This window comes from Streptomyces sp. NPDC056061, assembly GCF_042266885.1.
Lineage (GTDB): Bacteria > Actinomycetota > Actinomycetes > Streptomycetales > Streptomycetaceae > Streptomyces.
Genome location: NZ_JBHJWQ010000034.1, coordinates 16316 through 34260, shown reverse-complemented (window position 1 = coordinate 34260; position 17945 = coordinate 16316). Strand labels below are relative to the sequence as shown.

Below are 17945 nucleotides of genomic sequence, written 5' to 3'. Positions count from 1 at the left end.
ATACATGCCTGGCGGAGAGGAAGGGGGCGGTGTCCGTGGCCTCGGCCGGAGTTATGGATTCGGCACTCAAGCGGGCCCGTGTGGCGCGGAACATGACGCTGGAGGAGGCAGCCGACGGTCTGAACGCGATCACCGGAGGCGCGTCGGACGCGAGCTTGATGAGCGCGTGGGAGTCGGGGCGGCGCCGGACCGGCAAGCGGAACCGAGCCGCCCTGTGCCAGCTGTACCGGGAACGCCCGGAGGTGTTGTTCGCCCATCAGGATGGGGCGGCCACTAGCGTGCTGGAGACCTCCGGCACTGCGGTGGTGGTAAAGGTGCTCACCCGCTGGACCGACCTGGTCGAGGCGATGGTTGACGTCGCAGCCGGGGCGCGCGAGCACCTGGTGGTCACCGGCTCCCGCAGCCGGGAGAAGGCATACCTGGCGGCGATCGAGACCGCCGTGGCCCAGTATCCGGACCTGGTCCACTACCGGGTGCTGTACGGGCCGCCGCGGCAACGTGTGCTGGCCGACCACCTGCTGCGGCTGCTGGAGTTGCGCGATCCGTCTGCCCGCCGCAACGGCGTCAAGACACTGCATATCGGGATGGTGGAGCCCACCGAGGCACTGGAGAGGTTCTTCGTTGCCTCCGAGACCGCCGCGGTGGTGCCGCTGCCTTCGTTCCACGGGGCCGAGGGCTTTGACTGCGGCGCCTTGCTCAGCCGGGAGGCGGCCGTCGGACTGGTCCACCATGGGCGGGAGGCGTGTGCGTCCGCACGGCCGGTGGAGACGATCGAGGCCGTCCGCGCACTGCCGGTACGGCACAACTAAAAGGGGCGAGGAGAGGCGTGAGCGACAACCTTCAGCAGACGGCCGAGGCCCGCGCGGCGTCAGTGATCGAGTTGGCCCAGGAGCTGATCCGGCGCCCGAGCCGGGCCGGGATCGACGACTACGGGCCGGTCTTGGGCGTGCTGGAGGACTGGCTGACCGCCGGCACCCTGCCGCACCGCCGCCTGCACGACGCGGCGGGTGAGCTGGTCGGGCTGCTGGTGGAAATCCCCGGAGGCCGGCCGGGGGCCTGGTGGACACTGGACGCGTGTGTCGACACCGCCCCGTACGGCGACGAGACCGCCTGGTCCTTCCCACCGGCTTCCGGTGACATTGTGGACGGGTGGCTGCTCGGCCGCGGCTCGTCCGACTCCAAGCTCGCAGCCGCAATGTTCTGCCACATCGCCGCCGACCTGCTGCCCCGCGCCGCTGACCTGCACGGCGGACTCGCCGTGCTCCTGGACGTCGACGAACACACCGGCGGCTTCGGCGGCGCCCGCGCCTACCTCGCCGACCAGGCCGCGGTCCACCCGGCCGGGGTGATGATCGGCTACCCCGGGCTGGACGAGGTCGTGGTCGGCGGCCGGGGCCTGTGGCGGGCAACCATTGCGGTCCACGCCCCCTCGGGGCACTCCGGATCGAGTCGCACCGTGGTCGGCGCCATCTCGCGGGCCGCCCACCTCGTACGCCTCCTGGAGGCCGCCGACCTGCCCGGCGTCGACGGCGCCTCGGCCTTCCCACTGCCGCCGAAGCTGTCGGTCACGTCCTTCCACGGTGGCCAAGGCTTCTCTGTCACCCCCGACCGATGCGACCTGAACGTCGACATACGCACCACCCCGACCTTCGAGGCCCACGACGCCGAGACGCTCGTCCACAAGGCCGTAGCCGAACTCGATGCAGAGTTGCCCGCCCCGAAGCCCACCGCGGTCACCCCGGTCGCTGCTTGGCCGCCCTTCCGCCTCGCCGAGGACGAGCAGCCCGCCGCCGCCCTGCTGAACGCCGCCGCCGAGGCAGGGCTGATGGTGCGGGCGAAGACCGCAGGGCCATCGAACATCGGCAACCTGCTCGCCGGGGAGGGAATCCGGGCCACGGCCGGATTCGGGGTGCCGTACGAAGGGCTGCACGGCATCGACGAACGCGCCCACCTCGCCGAACTCCCCACGGTCTACGCCGTCTACCAGCGGGCTGTGCTCGACCTCCTTGGGGGCTGACGTCCCAGGTCCGTCCCAGTTTTCTCCCAGATCCGCTCCCAGCAAGTCCCCATCTTCGTCTCTGGGAACAGATCTTCGGTCGCGGTGACATAGAGACAGCACCACCTCACATCCACCGATGACAAGGGAGACCGGTCATGGCCGAGCAGACCACCGTCACCACCACGCCCGCCGTCGAGGACAAGCCCGCCACGGCGCCGAGCACGGGCTTCGCGCCGCAGATCAGCACCCACCCGGTGGCGACCCTCACCCTGGGCCGCCAGACGTTCAACGACTCGGACAAGTCGAACTACTTCGAGGGCTGACAAAGCCCGCAGGACCTGACCGAGCAGCCCGGGGGTCGGCCGCCGTACGGCCGGCCCCCGGGCGCGTCACAGGGCTGATCGAAAGGGGAGGCGAACGCATGGAACGAGAGTGGATGACCGGCGGCAGTGCCGCCGGGGACGGAGTGACGATCGACGGGCTCGGCGACGTGCGCCGGGCTCCGGGCACGCGGGTACAGGCAATTGCCGAAGGACCGCTCGCCCTCGCGGTAGTGGGCGACTGCCCGGTCACCAAGCAGAAACTGCACGCCGCCCTCCCGGCCGTACGGGCGGGGCAGTGGGGCGAACTGACACGGTGGCCGGGCTCGTACTGGGTGGTCGCGAGTGACGGGCGGCAACGGTTCGTGTGCGGAGACCTGGCCGGGATGCGGGCCGTCTACTACACGCTGCGCGGCGACGAAGGGACGGCGTGGGCGACCGAGGCCCGCCTCCTGGGGCGTCCGCTCGTGCCGGATCTGCCGTGGCTGGTCGCGCGGCTGACGGTGGGTGAGCATCACTGGCCGCACCGCAGCCCGTACGAGGAGATCCACCTGGTGCCCGGCGGATTCGGCCTGCTGCTCGCGCCCGGGGCGCCGCCGCACCTCATCGACATCTCCGGCGCCGAGCCGACGGACGAGCTGCGGGAGGGTGCCGGCCGGTTCGGCCGCGCTCTCACTGATGCTGTCCAGCACCGGGTCCGTGCCGCCGGCGGGGTGGTGGGGGCGGACCTGTCCGGCGGGCTGGACTCGTCGGCGGCCGTCGTGCTGGCCGCCGACGCCGGGACCGTACACGCGGTGACATACACGGACGCGTACACCAGCGGGGAAGACATGATGTTCGCTGCCCGCGTGGCCGAGCACACCGGGATCGCGCACACAGTCGACATGGGCGCCGACGAGCAGTTGCCGTTCTCCTTCCCGGCCGGGCAGCCGACGGGGGCCGAGCCGGTGCTGGGGGCGGCGATGTACGCCATGGACACCAGCTACCTGCACCCCGTACGGGGTCTGCCGCTGCACCTGACCGGGCACGGAGGGGACATCGTCCTGGACGCCTCCAGCTCCTGCTGGGTGCGGCTTCTCCAGGACGGCCGACGCCGCGAGGCCCATCGCCAGGTCGTGGCGTTCGCCCGGCTCCGCAACACCGCACCGGGCCCGTACTGGAAGGCCCTGAAAGAGGCCGCCGTCCTCGGCCGGGCAGGCTCCCTGGAGCGCGCGGCACAGGCCCTGGAACACGGTCGCATCACGCCCCAGGCCGCTGTGGCCGGCTGGTCCTGGTGCCGCCTGGGGACCGGGGCATCCTGGCTGACCGACTACGGCCGCCACCAGGTCGCAGCCCTGCTGCGGCAGGCCGCCGGTGACCAGCAACCGGAGCTGGCGGACGAGTTCGATCAATGGGCCGCCCTGCGGTCGGTGGGCGCCTCCGCCCGCGGCTGGGCCCCCTACGGCCACGCGCTCGGCATCCGGCCGGTGTATCCGTACCTGGACAACCAGGTCGTCCGTGCCGCCTTCGCCGTCCCAGCCCTTGCCCGGCGCGGGCTGGTCGCCTACAAGCCGCTGCTACGGGCCGCGCTGCCCGAGCTCCCGGACTGGCTGACCTCCCGCCGGTCGAAAGGGTCGTTCACCGCCCAACGCATCGCCGGACTCGCCCGTCACCAAGGCCGACTCGACGAGCTGACCGTTTCCAGTCCGCTCGCGGACAGCGGGCTGATCGACCCTGCGTCCGTCCGTACCTCGCTGGCTCAGGCGGCCCGGGGGCAGAGCGCTATGTTGATCGCCGACCTGCACCAGCTGATCGTGACGTGCTGGTGGCTCAGCGGCCAGACGACCAGGAGGCAGGTGGCAGCGTGCTGATTCCCGCCCGCCACGTTCACCACAACACGGGGCCGGACGGCACGGCGGTGCTCGACGTGAAGCGGGAGTCGTGGCTGATGCTCGATCAGGACGCCTCCCGGATCTGGAACGCCATCACCGTCCGCGGTGGCACCGTCGGACTCGCTGATGAGATCGCCGTCCCCACTGGCCAGGACCCACAACAGGTAGGCGGCCAGATTGCCGCGTTCATCGACGAACTGGTGGCCGCCGGCGTGCTGGTCGACACCGACCGGCCCCGGCGCGCACGGCGAAGGCGGTGGCAACGATGACAGCCATGGTCCCCACCGCCCGGCCTACCGCTCCATGGCGCGACCGGCTCGTGGCCGCCGTCGCGCTCACCCTCTCCCTGACCGTGAGCCCGTTGCCGCTGTACTGGAAGCTCGCCGCCGTGCGACGGCTGCGCGGCCTGCCGTACGCGCGCCTGACCCGCCTCGAAGCCCTCTACGCCGCGGTCGCAGGCGGCGGGGTTCCCGGAGCCGGGCGGTGCCGGTCAGGGTGAGCAGGGGATCCAGGCGAGCAGGTCGAGAGCGAGCTGAACGATCTCCAGCCAGAGCCGGTTCTGCGCGGTGGCAGGGAGAGGGAGGCCGCGCAGGCCGGTGGCGCGGGCGGTACGTATGCGGTCCTCGGCCCGGCTCCGTTCGAAGGCGGCGATCGCCTCGTCGGCCCACCCTCCTGCGGGTGTTCAGGAATCTGATGAAACGGACGAGCCGTCCTCGGACCGGCATCGTAGAGCACCTGCACGGGAGCATTCGTACCTGCGTGGGCTCTCGCTCACGGGTGCAAGGTTTCAGCCATTGTGGCCTCCAATCCCGGTGTGAGTTGGTGCCGTGACCCCGCAATATGCGCGGCGCAGAGACTTGTTCCTTGTCGGAGGGTGGCCTAGTCCGCGTGTCGCTGTGAAGGCCGTCGGTAGCCTGCTTGATATGCCCCTGTTGCCGCCCTACGACTCACCCGGTACTCCTGACATTCGCAGCCCACTTCGCTACCTCGGGTGGCTCCTGCGTAAGCAGCCCCGCCGAGCGTTGTACACGATGGCCTTGGGAGTTGTGTGGATGGTCGGCCTGGCGGCTCCCCCCTACCTGATCTCCCGCGCCGTCGACCAGGGCCTGCAGCGGCGCGATTTGGGTGCCCTGGCTGCATGGGCCGGTGCGGTGACGGCGGTGAGCCTGCTCAGTGCTGGTGTCGCGGCCCTGCGCCACCGCGCGGTCACTCATCTGCGCATGGACGCCTCTCTGCGCTGCGTGCAGTTGGTCAGCCGCAAAATCGCCAGCCTCGGCACCGCCTTGCCGACTCGCCTGACCTCGGGCGAAGTGGTGAACATCAGTGCCACTGACATCGAGGTCATCAGTCAAGCCATGACCATCGCCGGCCCCGGTCTGGGAGCTCTCGCCGCCTACGCCGTCGTCGCCGTCCTGCTCTGCGCCGTCTCACCGCTGCTGGCCGTGGTCGTCTTGCTCGGTGTGCCCAGCATCACCGCCCTGGTCACCCCCCAGTTGCGGCGGATGCGCCGTGCCGAAGAGCGATACCGCCAGCAGCAAGGCCTGTTGACAGTCCGGGCCGGCGACATCGTCTCCGGACTGCGGGTGCTGTGCGGCATCGGCGGCAAAGAGCGCTTCGCTCACCGCTATGACCAGCATTCCGAGGCTGTGCGGCACGAAGGCTACCGGCTCGCCGCGGTCAGCAGCTGGGTCCAGGCACTGGCCAAGGGCATGCCGGGACTGTTCCTGGTCGGCGTGATCTGGCTGAGCGCCCGCATGGCCGCGGCCGGGGACATCACCATCGGACAGATGACTGCTGTCTACGGTTATACAGCGGTTCTGACTGTGCCGGTGTCCTTCCTGATCGACACCGGATACAAGCTGACTCGCGGCCTGGTCGCCGCCGGGCGCATCACTGCCCTCCTCGCACTGCCCCGGCCCGCTCCCGGTGCCCAGCCGGTCACAGCGGTACCCGATGCGCAGGCCGATCTGACCGATCTGCCGACCGGTCTCCAGATCACGGGCGGTGCCCTGACCGCCGTGGTGAGTGACCGTCCATCCGAGGCCCTTGCCCTCCTGGAACGCCTGGCAGGACTGCGTCTGGGCGCCCAGTGGGACGGCATCTGCCTTATGGCACTCCCGGCCTCCCAGCGGCGCCGGGTGCTTCTGGCTGACCACGACGCCTACCTTTTCGCAGGCACACTGCATACCGTCCTGGCCACGCAGCCGCACCACGACAGCGCAGCGATCAAGGCAGCCGCCTACACGGCCGCTGCCGACGACCTGGTCGAAGGACATGGCCTGGATACCCGGATTGAGGCTGATGGACGCAACCTGTCCGGCGGACAGCGCCAGCGCCTGCGGCTGGTCCGCGCGCTCCTGGCCGATGCTGACATCCTGCTCCTCGCCGAACCCTCAAGCGCCGTCGACGCCCACACCGAAGCACTGATCGCCGCACGTCTGCAGGCTGCACGCCGGGAGCGCACCACTGTCGTGACCACCACGTCCGCTCTGCTTCTCGACCAAGCCGACCACGTGGCCTGTCTGCGCGACGGACGGCTCAAATCTCTGGGCACCCACCGCCAGTTGCTGGCCGACGACCCGTGGTACCGGGCTCTGGTCATGCACGACGTCCCACTCGCGCAGAACCGCCGCACCCCGTGACAGGAGTGGAATGAACGCCCCCACCGTCCAGCCACCCGTGTCGTCCCCGGCCTTCCCCGTCGCGGACCGCGCACAGGTGCGCGGCGCACTGCGCCGGCTTGCCGCAGCCGACAGCGCGGCGCTGGCCCTCACCGTCCTTCTCAACTGTCTGGCTGCCGCTGCCGGGCTGGCAAGCCCCTGGCTCCTGGGCGACATCGTCAACCGGGTCAAGGAGGGCCGGCCCGCGTCCGCCGTCGATACCGTGGCGGCCACCGCCCTGATCTTTGCTGTCCTGTACGTTCTCCTGTCCCGGCTGGCCCGCCACGCCGGCGCCTGCTGGGGCGAGCGCGCCCTGGCCCGGCTGCGACAGAACTTCATCCGCCGGGTGTTGGCCCTGCCCACCACCGTCGTTGAACGCGCCGGCACCGGCGACCTGATGACCCGGGTCTCCGGCGACATCGCCCTCATCGGTTCCACACTGCGCGACGCCGCCCCCGAGATCCTGGCTGCCGCGCTGCAGACGGCCTTCGTGCTGACCGCCGCCTTCCTCCTGCACCCCTTGCTCGGCCTGTGCGCCCTGGTGGGCCTGCCGCTTCTCGCCTACGTCAGCCGCTGGTACCTGCACCGGGCCCGCGACGCCTACCTGGCCGAGGGAGCTGCCAACTCGGCCATGGCCGAAACGTTGGCTGCCAACACTCATGGCGCGCGCGCCGCGGAACTCTTCCAACTGCAACAGGCTCGTATTGCCGCTGCAGACCGTACTGTCGAGGACGCGGTGACCACGCGTCGCCGCACACTGGCTTTGCGTTCTGTCCTCCTGCCTGTAGCCGATGTGGCCTACGCTCTGCCGGCCCCGGTCGCTCTCCTGGTCAGTGGCCTGCTCTACATTCACCACCAGATTTCCCTGGGCGCCGCTGTTACAGCCGTGCTGTACATGGTCAAGCTTGTGGACCCGCTGACCGCGTTGCTCACCTGGCTCGAACCCCTGCAGCGCAGCAGCGCCGCCTTCGCACGGGCCGAAGGCGTCCGACCGCTTCCTGGCCCCGCAGCCAGTGAGTCCTGCGTCTCGGCCACCTCCGGTTCCCCCGACCGCAGCCTGCGGGCCGCCGGAGTGCACTACGCCTACACCGACGGCCCCGAGGTGCTGCACGGTATCGACCTGGCCGTACAAGAAGGAGAATATCTGGCCGTCGTGGGGCCGTCCGGCGCCGGCAAGACCACCCTGGGACGCCTGCTGGCCGGAATCGACGTTCCCACCCGCGGCCAGGTCACCACCGCCGGAACACCGCTCTCTGCTCTCAGCCCCGACCAACGACGCCACGAAGTGCTGATGGTCACTCAGGAACACCACGTCTTCTTGGGCACACTGCGTGACAATCTTGCCATCGCCGCCCCCGACGCCGACGACACGGCGATGTTCCGTGCCCTCGCGACCGTCGACGCCACCTGGGCAGCCGAGCTGCCGGACGGCCTGGCGACCGACCTGGGCGCCGCCGATTCCCAGCTGGACGCCGCCCAGATCCAACAAGTGGCCCTAGCACGCATTCTGTTGGCCGCTCCGCACACGGTCATCCTCGACGAAGCAACATCCCTGCTGGACCCGGCCGCCGCCCGCCGTGCTGAACGGGCCCTCGCCGCCGTCCTGGAGGGCCGCACCGTCATCTCCATTGCCCACCGGCTGCACACCGCCAAGGACGCCGACCGAGTCGCCCTCATCGAACACGGCCAGATCGTCGAGTTGGGCGCGCACGACGACCTGGTTGCCAGGGACGGAACCTACGCCGCGCTGTGGAACTCCTGGCAGCAAGCCGAAGTCGGCCCCGGACGGCGGATTTGATCAGCATATGTGCTCGATGTGCGCCCGCCCCTCATACCCGAGATGGGCGGTGCGGAGAATGCCGGGTGATCGGGGCCGGCGGCGCCGCACTCCGGGGGCATGGGTGACACGACCTTGGTAGCCCGTTTTCTCCGCGGCGGCTTCGTGAAGTCGGAGGGCGCCGTCGCGCCGCGCGTGGCCGCGGACTGCGCGCGGCTGCTGTGGCGGGAGACGGGGCCGCGCCCCGGCCGACCCGTCGACATGGACGCAGCTCGTGCGCTGGGTGGGCGGCATGGGGGCAGGGACCGTTCGCCGCCGCACCCAACTCCCCGCCCCCGCAGCACGCGTACGACCTGCTCGTCGGCGGGACGCCGGGAGCCGCGCTGCTCGCTGGGCACGTTCCCGCTGCGCTTCCCGCACGAGGAGGAGCCGGACGACGCGGGCCTGCACATTGAGGGGAGCTGTCTTCCGGAGGGCGAGAGCTGGTAGCAGTCACCGATTTCCCGCGGTGGCAATACGGTTCACCACCGCATTGAGCAGAGGTAGCACGGCATGTGGATCCTGGGTTGCGGTGCAGCGGATCCGCGCGGAGCCGTCGTTTCCGACGGCCACATCGATCTGCGCTCGGTAGTGGAAGACATCTCGATGGTCGATGCGCTGCAGCGATGACCGTTGTGTTTCAGTGGCCGGGTGCTTGGTGAAGTTGAATGCCACGCTGTCGACGGGCCACGTTGGCCAGCCGGCGGCGCCTGCCCGAACCTCGGCCAGGGGCTGTGCGGCTGCTTGGTAGATGATGCGTGCCGTGGCGGCGAGGTCCTGGCCCTTGAGCGGCAAGGAGAGGAAGTACCAGTACATGCCGAAGGCCTCTGCCGCGCCTGGGATGTCAGCATCGCGGCCGTTGGCCACGACATGCATGGTGGCGGTGCCGAGGAGGTCGGCGGCGGCCTGGGCGGCCACGGCCGCCAGTGCGGCGCGCAGATCCACGTCGTGGTGCTGTCCCCAGGCACGGAGCGCGTCGAGCTGTGTGCGGGGCACGTCTGCGGTGGCGGTGACGGGCCGGTCGAGGCCCACGGACGGTGGGGCGGGGAGGCTGGGCGGCTGCTGCTGGGTGGCAAGCTCGCTGGCGATGTGCTTGCGCCAGGCTGCTCTGTCGGGGGATGGACCTGGAGCGGCCGGCCGGGGGGCGCCGGTGCGGAAGGCGTGGACGAAGCGTTCGAGCAGTGCCAGCAGATGCTGGTTGCTGACTCCGTCCAGCAGGGCGTGGTGAAGTTCCATTCCCAGGAGTATCTGGTCTTCTCCGGTGAAAGCGGTGATTTCAATCAAGGGGCCTTCGGACAGAGCGGACTCGCGGGTGATGCTGTCGGTGCTGGAAAACCAGGCGAGGGCGCTGTCGCGGCCCCCTCCGTGATGCTGCAGCGGGAAGCACGGCCGGGGCGGCAGCCAGGTCTGCATCACCTGGCCCCGGGCGCTGGTGTGAAAGCGGCGCCGGAGCGGCTCCAGGGTACCGAGGAAGGTGCTGAGAGCGTCGAGAAAGGCATCGGGTTGTGGCAAACGCCCAAGGGAGAGGAGCTGGCGGGGGACATAGACGCCGGGGCTGCTGCCAGTCTGGTGCAACATGAGGTGCTGCATGGCGCTGGCCGGGACCGGCTGGTCGAAGGGGTCCGTGCGAGGCCGTTTCCGCGTGGCGGGCGGGTCGTGCTGTGAGTGTGTGGCCTCTGCGAGCGCGTTGAGGACGGCCTCCGCCTGTCTGCAGGACATCCGCCTGGGATCGTAGTCCAGGACCACGCGCAGGGAGTCTCCGCTGGGCCGGATAGTGAATGTTCCCTCATAGGGAAGCTGGTTGATTCCGGTCAAGGACAGGGGCAGGGCCCGCACCCTGTCTGCCAGGGTTTTGGGCGCTGCGTCCGGAGGCTGGTCCGCGGAGACGTCGACGGCGAATCGCCCTACGCGCCGGCCCAGGTCCGCGCGCCCCGACCAGCGCAGGGCACCGTAGCCCAGCCCGAAGTCGGGGACGGCATCGATCGCCTGGGACAGGTGCTGGACGGCCGTGCCGGTCAGGAGGGTGTGTTCGAGTGTTACAGGGTGGTGCAGGGCGATCCACCCGACGGCGTTGCTGAGGTCGCCTCCGGCAGCCATCCGTCCGTTGCGTTCGAGGTCGATGACGGTGTGGCCGGGGCCGGCGACCGCCAGGAGAGCGTGGCCGAGGGCAGCCAGGGCCACACGAGACAGGGGCGCCTGCAACCGGCGCACCAAGTGCTGGGGGACGGCGATGGTGCGCTCGGCGCGCTCCAGCCGCTTGGGACGGGTGGCGAAGTCGGTGGTGGTGCCCGAGGAGAGGATCTGGCGCCAGACAGCGGCATCCAGGTGGAACGCCCCGGCAGAGCACTGCTGTTGGACACTGCGCGCGAACTGGGCGAAGCCGTGATCACGAGGTGTGGTCTTCACGGCGGCGGGGTCGCGCAGGAACTGGCGGAGACGGTCTTCGATGACGCTCCAGGACCAGATGTCCACCACAAGGTGGTGGGCGATCAGTATCAAGGCACCGCTGTCGTCGGTCTCGGACACGGCGAGCGCAGCGAGCATCGAGCCGGCGAAGGGGTTGATGCGGCAGCTGAGTTCGTTCAGTGCCGCAAGCAACTCCTGGTCGGAGGCCTTTGCGGGCAGGCGGGTGAGGGGCACGGCGGCCAGGTGGGGGATGAAACTGCTGCTCTGGAGATCCAGAGCGGAGCCCAGCAGTGGGGTGGTGGCCACCAGCCCGTTCAGGGCTTGGCGCAGAAGCGCGTCAGGAGGCAGACGGGAGAAGGTGATGATGTGTCGTTGGTTCCAGCGTTGCGGCTCAGGAAGGCCGAGGGCCAAAAACCACCGCTGCGCGGGTCCCAGAGGGATGGGGCCGCCCAGTGAGGTCGCGCCTTTCGCAGAGTTGGAGGAGGACCGGTCCGCGCACAGCTGCTTGAGGTCCTGGTAGCGCGGGTGGGCGTATACGTCGGCGGGGGAGAGCTGGAGTCCGGCGGCACGGGCCTGGCGTACCAGACGCAGCACGTTCAAAGAGTCGCCCCCTTGGGCGAAGAACTGGTGGTCGGGTGCGGGCGCGGTGCCCAGGACGGTGGCCCAGGACCGGGCCAGGGGATGTGCAGGCGGGCTGGGGTCCTCGGTACTCTGGCCGGTGGCCTGCGCGTAGTGCTGCGGCAGCAGGACGTCGTCGACCTTTCCGTTGTCGTGGCGCGGCAGCCGGGGCATGACGGCGATGTGGTGCGGGCGGGCCGCGGGTGGCAGTGCGGCCTGCAGGGCGACGGAAAGGGCCGCGGCGTCCGGGCACCGTTCGGCGAACAGGACCAGCAGGCGGTCGGGGCCGGAAGGCGAGGGGTAGGCCTTGGCATGGGCGTCACGGCACAGACCGGTGGCCCGGGCAGCGGCTTCGATGGCTTCCGGCTCGACGCGGCTGCCGCGGATCTTTACCTGACGGTCTACGCGGCCGCACAGGACCAGTTCGCAGCCTGGACGGACGTATGCCCGATCACCGGTGAGGTAGCCCCGCTCGTGCGGAGCGTGGGGCAGGGCGGGAAACGCCCGACTGGTGAGCTCTTCTTCGCCGAGGTAGCCCAGGGCTATGCCGACGCCGCCCAGCAGCAGTTCGCCGATGACACCCAGGGGGGCGCTGGCCACCTGGTCGATGACGACTCGGGCGCTGGTGCCGTGGATGGGTCGACCGATCGGCACCGGGTCCGTGGCCTCGGTGATCTCGGCCACGCTGGCGGTCACGGTGGCTTCGGTCGGCCCGTAGATGTTGAAGACCCGTTGCGTAGTGAAAGGACGAAGGTCCTCGGCCTGGCAGTAGTCGCCGGCGGTGGCGATCACCTGAAGGTCGGGCAGGTCGGTGGAGTCCAGGGAGCGCAGGAGCGCGGCCGGCAGGAAGGCATGGGTGACGCGGCCGCTGCGCATCTGTTGGGCCAGCGGCCGGTCGGACAGAGGGCGGGCGGGCACGAGGGTGGCGTTGTGGAGCAGGGCGCTGGTGACGTGGCAGATCCAGGGATCGACCGTGGGCGGTGCCACCAGCAGCAGGCGGCTGCCGGTGCCGATGCCGATGCCGATGCCGAAGCGTTCCTGTTCGCCGCGGACCAGGTTCGCCAGGGAAGCCCGGCTGACGACCACGCCTTTGGCATTGCCGGTGGTGCCGGAGGTGTGGACGACGTAGGCGGGGGACTGGGGGCCCAGGGGCCCCTCGCCCAGGCGCAGCCCTGTGCCGGGGTCCAGGCCGCTGTCGCTCAGACGGGCCGCGCCGCGTGGCAGGCGGGCGGGCCTGTCACCAGACGTGGCCAGGGGGACGTAGACGGCGCCAAGGTGCAGCACGGCGAGATAGGCGGCAATGCGTTCGGCCACCGGCAGGTTGTCGACGGCGACCACATGTCCGGCGTCGATCCGCGCGGCGCGTAATTGATCCTCGTATGCCCGTACGCGTCGGAGCAAGGTGCGGGCCGAGCACGGTTGTTCCCCATCGTCCACCACGGTGCGCCGGCCGGCTGTCTCCAACTGTTGCAGGATGTCGGCGTCGACGGGGGCGAAGGGGTATGGCGGCGTCGCGGTGGCCAGTTGTTTGATCACTGCCTGACTGTCCGGGGGCAGCAGGGCGTCACTGCTGAGAACTTCGGCAGGGCGGTCGGCCACGGCGATCACGGTGGCCTGCAGGGTTTGGCCGATGCTGGTGAGCAGCGGCGCCAGGACACTGCCCGCGGGGGCTGTGAGTGAAAGGTGCACCGTGTGGTCCGGGCGTCGCCGTACGACGGTGACAAGGCCGCCGGCCTGTTCCGTGCTGGGTACCGGCAGTGCCGCTATGTATGTCCCGGGCAGCTCCAGGGGGGCTGTCGCAAGGTTTTGCATGACGAAGACAGTGGCGTCTGGGCGGCCCACGGACACCGGAACCCCCAGCGCGTCGAGGGCACTGACGTCGATGTCGAGGTACTCGCGCATCTGCAACATGGCGCGCGCCACGGCGGTCACGTGCCGGCCGAGCTCGTTTTCCCATGAGTGGCGTACGCGCAGCGGGGCCAGCACAGTCAGTTGTCCGAACAGGTTCTGGTCGGCGGCCTGTCGGCTGTCCATGGCCAGGTGGGTTGCGATGTCTCCGGTGCCCAGGTGCCGGGCCACGGCGTGAGCATGAGCGGCCACCAGCGCGGAGGACAGTGTGCTGCGCAGGCGGCCCGCGGCCCGCTGCAGATCGGCGGCCTGCGTGGCGTCGAGGGTCCACTCCCAGCGAGCGGCTGCGGCGGAAGGCCGGTGCTGGGCGCCGGACGGCGGCGGGGTGAAATCGGCGAAGGCGCGCTGCCAGTAGCTGCGGCTGCGGTCGGTGGGCTGTTGGGCGGAGGTCACCAGATGCTCGGTGTAGGAGGGCTGTTGGGGCAGTACGTGCTGCGGGTCGCGGTAGCAGGCGGCCACCGCGTCGTGCAGCAGGGCCAGGGAGCGGCCGTCGGCCAGCGTGTGGTCGATGGCCTCGCTGACGATCCACTCCTGGTCTCGCACTCGCATGATCTCGACCAGCGCCGCCGGGCCGCCGCCGAGGTCGAAGCGGTGAGCGGCATGCCGTTGCAGGCGGGCGCGGATCGCGGCCTCGCCCTCGTCGGACGGGTGCGGGCTGACAGAACAGCGCAGGTCGGTGCAGCGCACCGTGGCGCGGGGGCCGGCAGTCGAGCGCCATCCGAGCCCGGGCGAAAGGGGGACCCATTCAAGGCGCAGCGCGTCAAACGAGGCTAGGGCTCGCTCATAGGCCCTGGCCAGTCGGAGGGAGTCCAAGGCGCCGGTGACCCGGTAGGCGCAGGTGCAGTTCAGGGCGTGGGTTTGGCGGCCGTGGGCGGCGATCAGGCCCGCCTGCGCCGGATGGGAGGGCAGCAGGATGCCTGTGTCGGGCCTAGTCATGACCGATCCGCTCGCTGCCCGCGCCGACCCGGAGGGCCAGGGCCAGCGCGGTGGGGTGGTCGTGGATGTCCAAGGCCGTCAGGCGGACGCCATAGAGTACGTCGATGGCACCGACGATGCGGACGAGGTTGAGACTGTGCAGTCCGAAGGCGAACAGGTCCGCCTCCGGTGGGATGTCCACGCCGATGACGGTGCTGCAGATCTCGGCGATCTCCTCGGCAGTGGGCTTGGCGGAGTCGTCGGCGGGCTGAGGTGGTGGGACTTCGGACTCGTTGATGGTCCTGTCTCCCTTCATGATTCCAGGCGTCCCATCAGGCACGGGCGTATCGCCCCACGTTGGTCAGGAAAGTGGCGACCAGGTCGCGGGCGGAGGAGCCGTCGAGCACCCCGTGCTGCCACAGCAGGCGGCCGGAGCCGGCGACGTTTCTGCTGCCCGGTGCCAGGAACACCGCGAGCGGGGTCTTGGCAGTGCTGTCGGGTGCGGGCAGAGGCTTCCAGCGGATGGGCGGGGCGCTGCGGACGGTGCTCGGGGCTTCGAACGCCAGAGAAACCCGGGGGGTCGCCCGGTCGCCCAGAGCTGTGCGCAGCGTCGCGGTGTCGGCGTGGGAGCGGGCACTGCTGAAGGCCAGGGACGCCTGCCAGCGGCGGATGGCCTGCGCGCGGTCGTCGCAGTCGCCCGGGGGCCGGGCCAGCACCGGTACGGAGCTGACGTAGCAGCCGACGATGTCGTGGTCGACGTCGGGGGCGCGGCGTGTCATCGGCAGATGAAACACCAGGGGGCGGTCGTCGGCCCGGCGACACAGGGTATGGCTGAGCGCGGCGCCGTAGACGGCGGTGGGGGGCACGGCCAGCTGGGCCGCACGGGCCACGGCAGCGGCATGCAGGGGGGTCGGCAGCGTGAAGTGCAGCGGTGTGGGTGCCGGTCCGGGCTGCGGCGGCGCTTCCGCGATGCCCAGAGGGTGGGCTCCCAGGTGCCCGGCCAGCTCCTGGGCGGCGTGGCGGGCTGCCGCTGCGGCGGAGTCACTGACGCTGGCGGCAGACCACTGCGCGTAGCGGCAGTCGTAGTGGTCGCAGACGGCCTGACCAGTGGCACGCTGGAAGATTTCGCTCCACAGCAGGGTGGTGGCGAACTCGTCCACCAGGGCGTGATGAGTGATCAGCGCGCACAGGGCTGTGTCTCCCTCGCCGGCGGGCTCGCAGGGGGTGCGGAAGAGCAGCACGCGCGCGTGCGGAAGGCCGGCAGGGTCCATGAGGTTGATGACGCGTCCGCGCTCGCACCGCAGCCGCTGGGCGATGACGACGTCGGCGTGAGCGGCGTCGTCCCCGCGCAGGTCGAGTTCTTCGACCGGGTCGCGCTGCGGAGCACAGGGTGTGGCCCTGGCCGTCAGCCGGTAGCCGTCGTCCAGGACCAGGTGCCAGGACAAGACATCGTGGCGGCCCAGGACCTGCCGGGCGGAGTGCACCAAGAGGTTCCAGTCGGGCACTCCTTCGGCACGTACCGCGCTGACCACGGTGTAGGCGGCGGGGTCACGGGACCAAACCTCGGCTTCCAGGATGCCCAGTTGGGGCGGGGCCAGAGTACGCAGGCTGCCTTCGGGCACTGGGCCGGGCTCAAGGGTGGGGTGAGACTCCTGGTACACCACAAGGACCTCCTCATGAAGCACGGACGACGGTCGCCCGCTCCGGATCGGTGCGAAGCGAGCCGGGACGTGCGGCTCAGCCCCGTTCCGCCTCCACCGCGGCGGCGATGCCTTCGATCGTCGGGTCCCCGAAGATGGTCTGGACAGGCAACGAGACCCCCAGCGTCTCGCGGATCTTTCCGACCATCATGGCGACCAGCAGCGAGTGCCCGCCGATGGCCATGAAGTTGTCGGTGACACCGATGTCTTCGCGGTGCAGGAGTTCAGCCCAGATGCCCCACACAGCGGACTCGGCCGCAGTGCGGGGTGCCACCTGCGGTGCATCGACTTCCCGCAGATCCTGCCTGTAGGTGACCGGCGGCACGGCTGAGGGCAGCGCCGGCAGCTTCAGCTGGGACAGACGCGCACCGGGGTCACTGACGACGGCCTGCAGCGCGGCGGTGTAGGCGGCCGTCCAGGCGTCGGCCGTGGCAGGCTCGAACAAGTCGGGACGGTAGAGCAGCCGGCCCGCCAACCCGCCTGCCGCGTCGTCCTCCCACACGTGCATTTCCAGGTCGTAGCGGATATCCACGCGGGTCAGCGCCCAGCGGTCGACCTCCAGGTTGGCCAGGCGCACCTGCTGGTAGGGGAGGTTCTGGAACGCCAGGGAGATCTCGTGCAGGGGGCCGACACGCCCCGCATGCTGGGCGGCCACTTGCTCGGTGACGCGTTGGAACGGCACCGAGCTGTTCTCGTAGCCGTCGAGCGCGGTGGTCTGCACCTGGCTCAGGAGGCTGTTGAAGGCGGGGTCGCCGTGGACGTGGGAGCGCAGGGCCAGTACGTTGACGAAGAAGCCGATCAGCGGCTCGAACCGGGGCTCGGGCCGGTTGCCGTAAGGCACGTTGACCACCAGGTCGTGGTGGCCGCTGATGCGGTGGAGCACGGCGAGGAGGGCGGCGTGCAGGACCATGAAGACGGTGGCGCCACTGCGGCCGGCCAGGTCCTCCACGGCGCGCCGGGTCTCTCGGCCGACCTGGAAGTCGCTGGCAGCGCCATGGCGGGATACAGGCTGAGGGGCGCCGTGGGCGGGGCTGAGCCCCGGCAGGTCGGCGACCCCGGCCAACTGACGTCGCCAGTAGGCGAGCTGTGAGTCCAGGAGATCGGGAGGCAGTGCACGCTGCCAGGCCACGAAGTCGCCGTAGGTCGCCTCCAGCTGCGGCAGCTCATCCGTGCCGTCACTGCGAAAGGCCGTGTAGAGCTGGGATATTTCACGGGCGAAGATGCTCTTGGACCAGCCGTCGCAGGCGATGTGGTGCATGTTCCAGAAGAACACGTGCCGGTCGATATCAAGCACGACCAGCAGGCAACGCAGCCCAGGCTCCCGGCGCAGGTCGAAGGGGGCAGCGGCCGCGGTGTCCAGGAGAGCCTGGGCCGCACCGGCGCGCTGTGCCATGGGCAGGTTGCGCAGGTCGTGCACGGGCAATTCGATGGGCTGCGGCGGGTGCACAACCTGAGCAGGCCTGTCGCCCTGCGACACCAGGGTGGTGCGCAGCACATCGTGGCGTTCCACGATGCGTGTCAGTGCCCGGCGCAGTGCCTGCTGGTCGAGCCGGCCGGTCAGCTCCAGAGCGGCCGGTACATTGAAGATGGGGCTGTTGAGGGCGGCCTGTTGCTGGAGTTCAAGGCCCTTTTGGCCGAAGGACAGCGGTCGCACGATGGCACCGGGCGAGGTGGCTGCCTCGGGGCCGGACGGCTGGGGTGTCGGGGTGAGCGGGTATTCGGTGGTCATGTC

12 protein-coding genes and 1 pseudogene are annotated in these 17945 nt (G+C 70.2%); 8 read left to right on the top strand and 5 right to left on the bottom strand.

The annotated features are described in order from the left end of the window. Positions 1-29 precede the first annotated feature (29 nt). The 5 genes from ACFC79_RS32645 to ACFC79_RS32625 all read left to right on the top strand — a co-directional run bounded on the left by ACFC79_RS32645 (position 30) and on the right by ACFC79_RS32625 (position 4459). Complete coding sequence (locus ACFC79_RS32645; protein ID WP_376247791.1) at positions 30-809, top strand: XRE family transcriptional regulator; 780 nt, start codon at positions 30-32, stop codon at positions 807-809. Positions 810-826: 17 nt separating this feature from the next. Beyond that, the gene (locus ACFC79_RS32640; protein WP_376247788.1) at positions 827-2017 is read left to right on the top strand and encodes a M20 family metallopeptidase; all 1191 of its coding nucleotides are present in this window, start codon (positions 827-829) and stop codon (positions 2015-2017) included. Between the two features lie 137 nt (positions 2018-2154). Then, complete coding sequence (locus ACFC79_RS32635; RefSeq protein WP_376247786.1) at positions 2155-2322, top strand: hypothetical protein; 168 nt, start codon at positions 2155-2157, stop codon at positions 2320-2322. 98 nt (positions 2323-2420) lie between these two features. Then, positions 2421-4169 (top strand): asparagine synthase-related protein, encoded by a 1749-nt coding sequence (locus ACFC79_RS32630; RefSeq protein WP_376247784.1) that lies wholly within the window; start codon positions 2421-2423, stop codon positions 4167-4169. Then, on the top strand, positions 4163-4459 hold the full coding sequence (locus ACFC79_RS32625; protein ID WP_376247781.1) for a PqqD family protein: 297 nt from the start codon (positions 4163-4165) through the stop codon (positions 4457-4459). Before ACFC79_RS32630 ends, ACFC79_RS32625 begins: the two co-directional genes overlap by 7 nt. A gap of 66 nt (positions 4460-4525) precedes the next feature. Here ACFC79_RS32625 and ACFC79_RS32620 read toward each other — a convergent pair. Further along, positions 4526-4827 (bottom strand): annotated as a pseudogene (locus ACFC79_RS32620) (hypothetical protein); the annotation flags it as partial. A gap of 415 nt (positions 4828-5242) precedes the next feature. On the opposite strand from ACFC79_RS32620, the gene ACFC79_RS32615 reads away from it, so the two are divergent. The 3 genes from ACFC79_RS32615 to ACFC79_RS32605 all read left to right on the top strand — a co-directional run bounded on the left by ACFC79_RS32615 (position 5243) and on the right by ACFC79_RS32605 (position 9116). Next, positions 5243-6832 carry an ABC transporter transmembrane domain-containing protein gene (locus ACFC79_RS32615; RefSeq protein ID WP_376247778.1) on the top strand — a complete coding sequence of 530 codons (1590 nt, stop codon included), beginning with the start codon at positions 5243-5245 and terminating at the stop codon, positions 6830-6832. Positions 6833-6842: 10 nt separating this feature from the next. After that, positions 6843-8648, top strand: coding sequence for an ABC transporter ATP-binding protein (locus tag ACFC79_RS32610; protein WP_376247775.1), 1806 nt, complete (start codon positions 6843-6845; stop codon positions 8646-8648). 99 nt (positions 8649-8747) lie between these two features. Next, on the top strand, positions 8748-9116 hold the full coding sequence (locus ACFC79_RS32605) for a hypothetical protein (RefSeq protein WP_376247773.1): 369 nt from the start codon (positions 8748-8750) through the stop codon (positions 9114-9116). A 3-nt stretch (positions 9117-9119) separates the two neighbouring features. On the opposite strand, the gene ACFC79_RS32600 is transcribed toward ACFC79_RS32605, so the two are convergent. The 4 genes from ACFC79_RS32600 to ACFC79_RS32585 all read right to left on the bottom strand — a co-directional run bounded on the left by ACFC79_RS32600 (position 9120) and on the right by ACFC79_RS32585 (position 17942). Continuing rightward, positions 9120-14534, bottom strand: coding sequence for a condensation domain-containing protein (locus ACFC79_RS32600; RefSeq protein WP_376247771.1), 5415 nt, complete (start codon positions 14532-14534; stop codon positions 9120-9122). Then, the gene (locus ACFC79_RS32595) at positions 14527-14829 is read right to left on the bottom strand and encodes an acyl carrier protein (RefSeq protein ID WP_376247768.1); all 303 of its coding nucleotides are present in this window, start codon (positions 14827-14829) and stop codon (positions 14527-14529) included. Before ACFC79_RS32595 ends, ACFC79_RS32600 begins: the two co-directional genes overlap by 8 nt. Positions 14830-14845: 16 nt before the next feature. Then, the gene (locus ACFC79_RS32590) at positions 14846-16174 is read right to left on the bottom strand and encodes a hypothetical protein (protein WP_376247765.1); all 1329 of its coding nucleotides are present in this window, start codon (positions 16172-16174) and stop codon (positions 14846-14848) included. 76 nt (positions 16175-16250) lie between these two features. After that, positions 16251-17942: a condensation domain-containing protein gene (locus ACFC79_RS32585; protein ID WP_376247762.1), complete on the bottom strand. Its 1692-nt coding sequence runs from the start codon at positions 17940-17942 to the stop codon at positions 16251-16253. Between the last annotated feature and the right edge of the window lie 3 nt (positions 17943-17945).

Coding starts and splice junctions, on each gene's coding strand:
- ACFC79_RS32630 (WP_376247784.1), top strand. CDS start 2,421: ATGGAACGAGAGTGGATGACCGGCGGCAGTGCCGCCGGGGACGGAGTG.
- ACFC79_RS32595 (WP_376247768.1), bottom strand. CDS start 14,829: ATGAAGGGAGACAGGACCATCAACGAGTCCGAAGTCCCACCACCTCAG.
- ACFC79_RS32610 (WP_376247775.1), top strand. CDS start 6,843: ATGAACGCCCCCACCGTCCAGCCACCCGTGTCGTCCCCGGCCTTCCCC.
- ACFC79_RS32635 (WP_376247786.1), top strand. CDS start 2,155: ATGGCCGAGCAGACCACCGTCACCACCACGCCCGCCGTCGAGGACAAG.
- ACFC79_RS32585 (WP_376247762.1), bottom strand. CDS start 17,942: ATGACCACCGAATACCCGCTCACCCCGACACCCCAGCCGTCCGGCCCC.
- ACFC79_RS32615 (WP_376247778.1), top strand. CDS start 5,243: ATGGTCGGCCTGGCGGCTCCCCCCTACCTGATCTCCCGCGCCGTCGAC.
- ACFC79_RS32600 (WP_376247771.1), bottom strand. CDS start 14,534: ATGACTAGGCCCGACACAGGCATCCTGCTGCCCTCCCATCCGGCGCAG.
- ACFC79_RS32605 (WP_376247773.1), top strand. CDS start 8,748: ATGGGTGACACGACCTTGGTAGCCCGTTTTCTCCGCGGCGGCTTCGTG.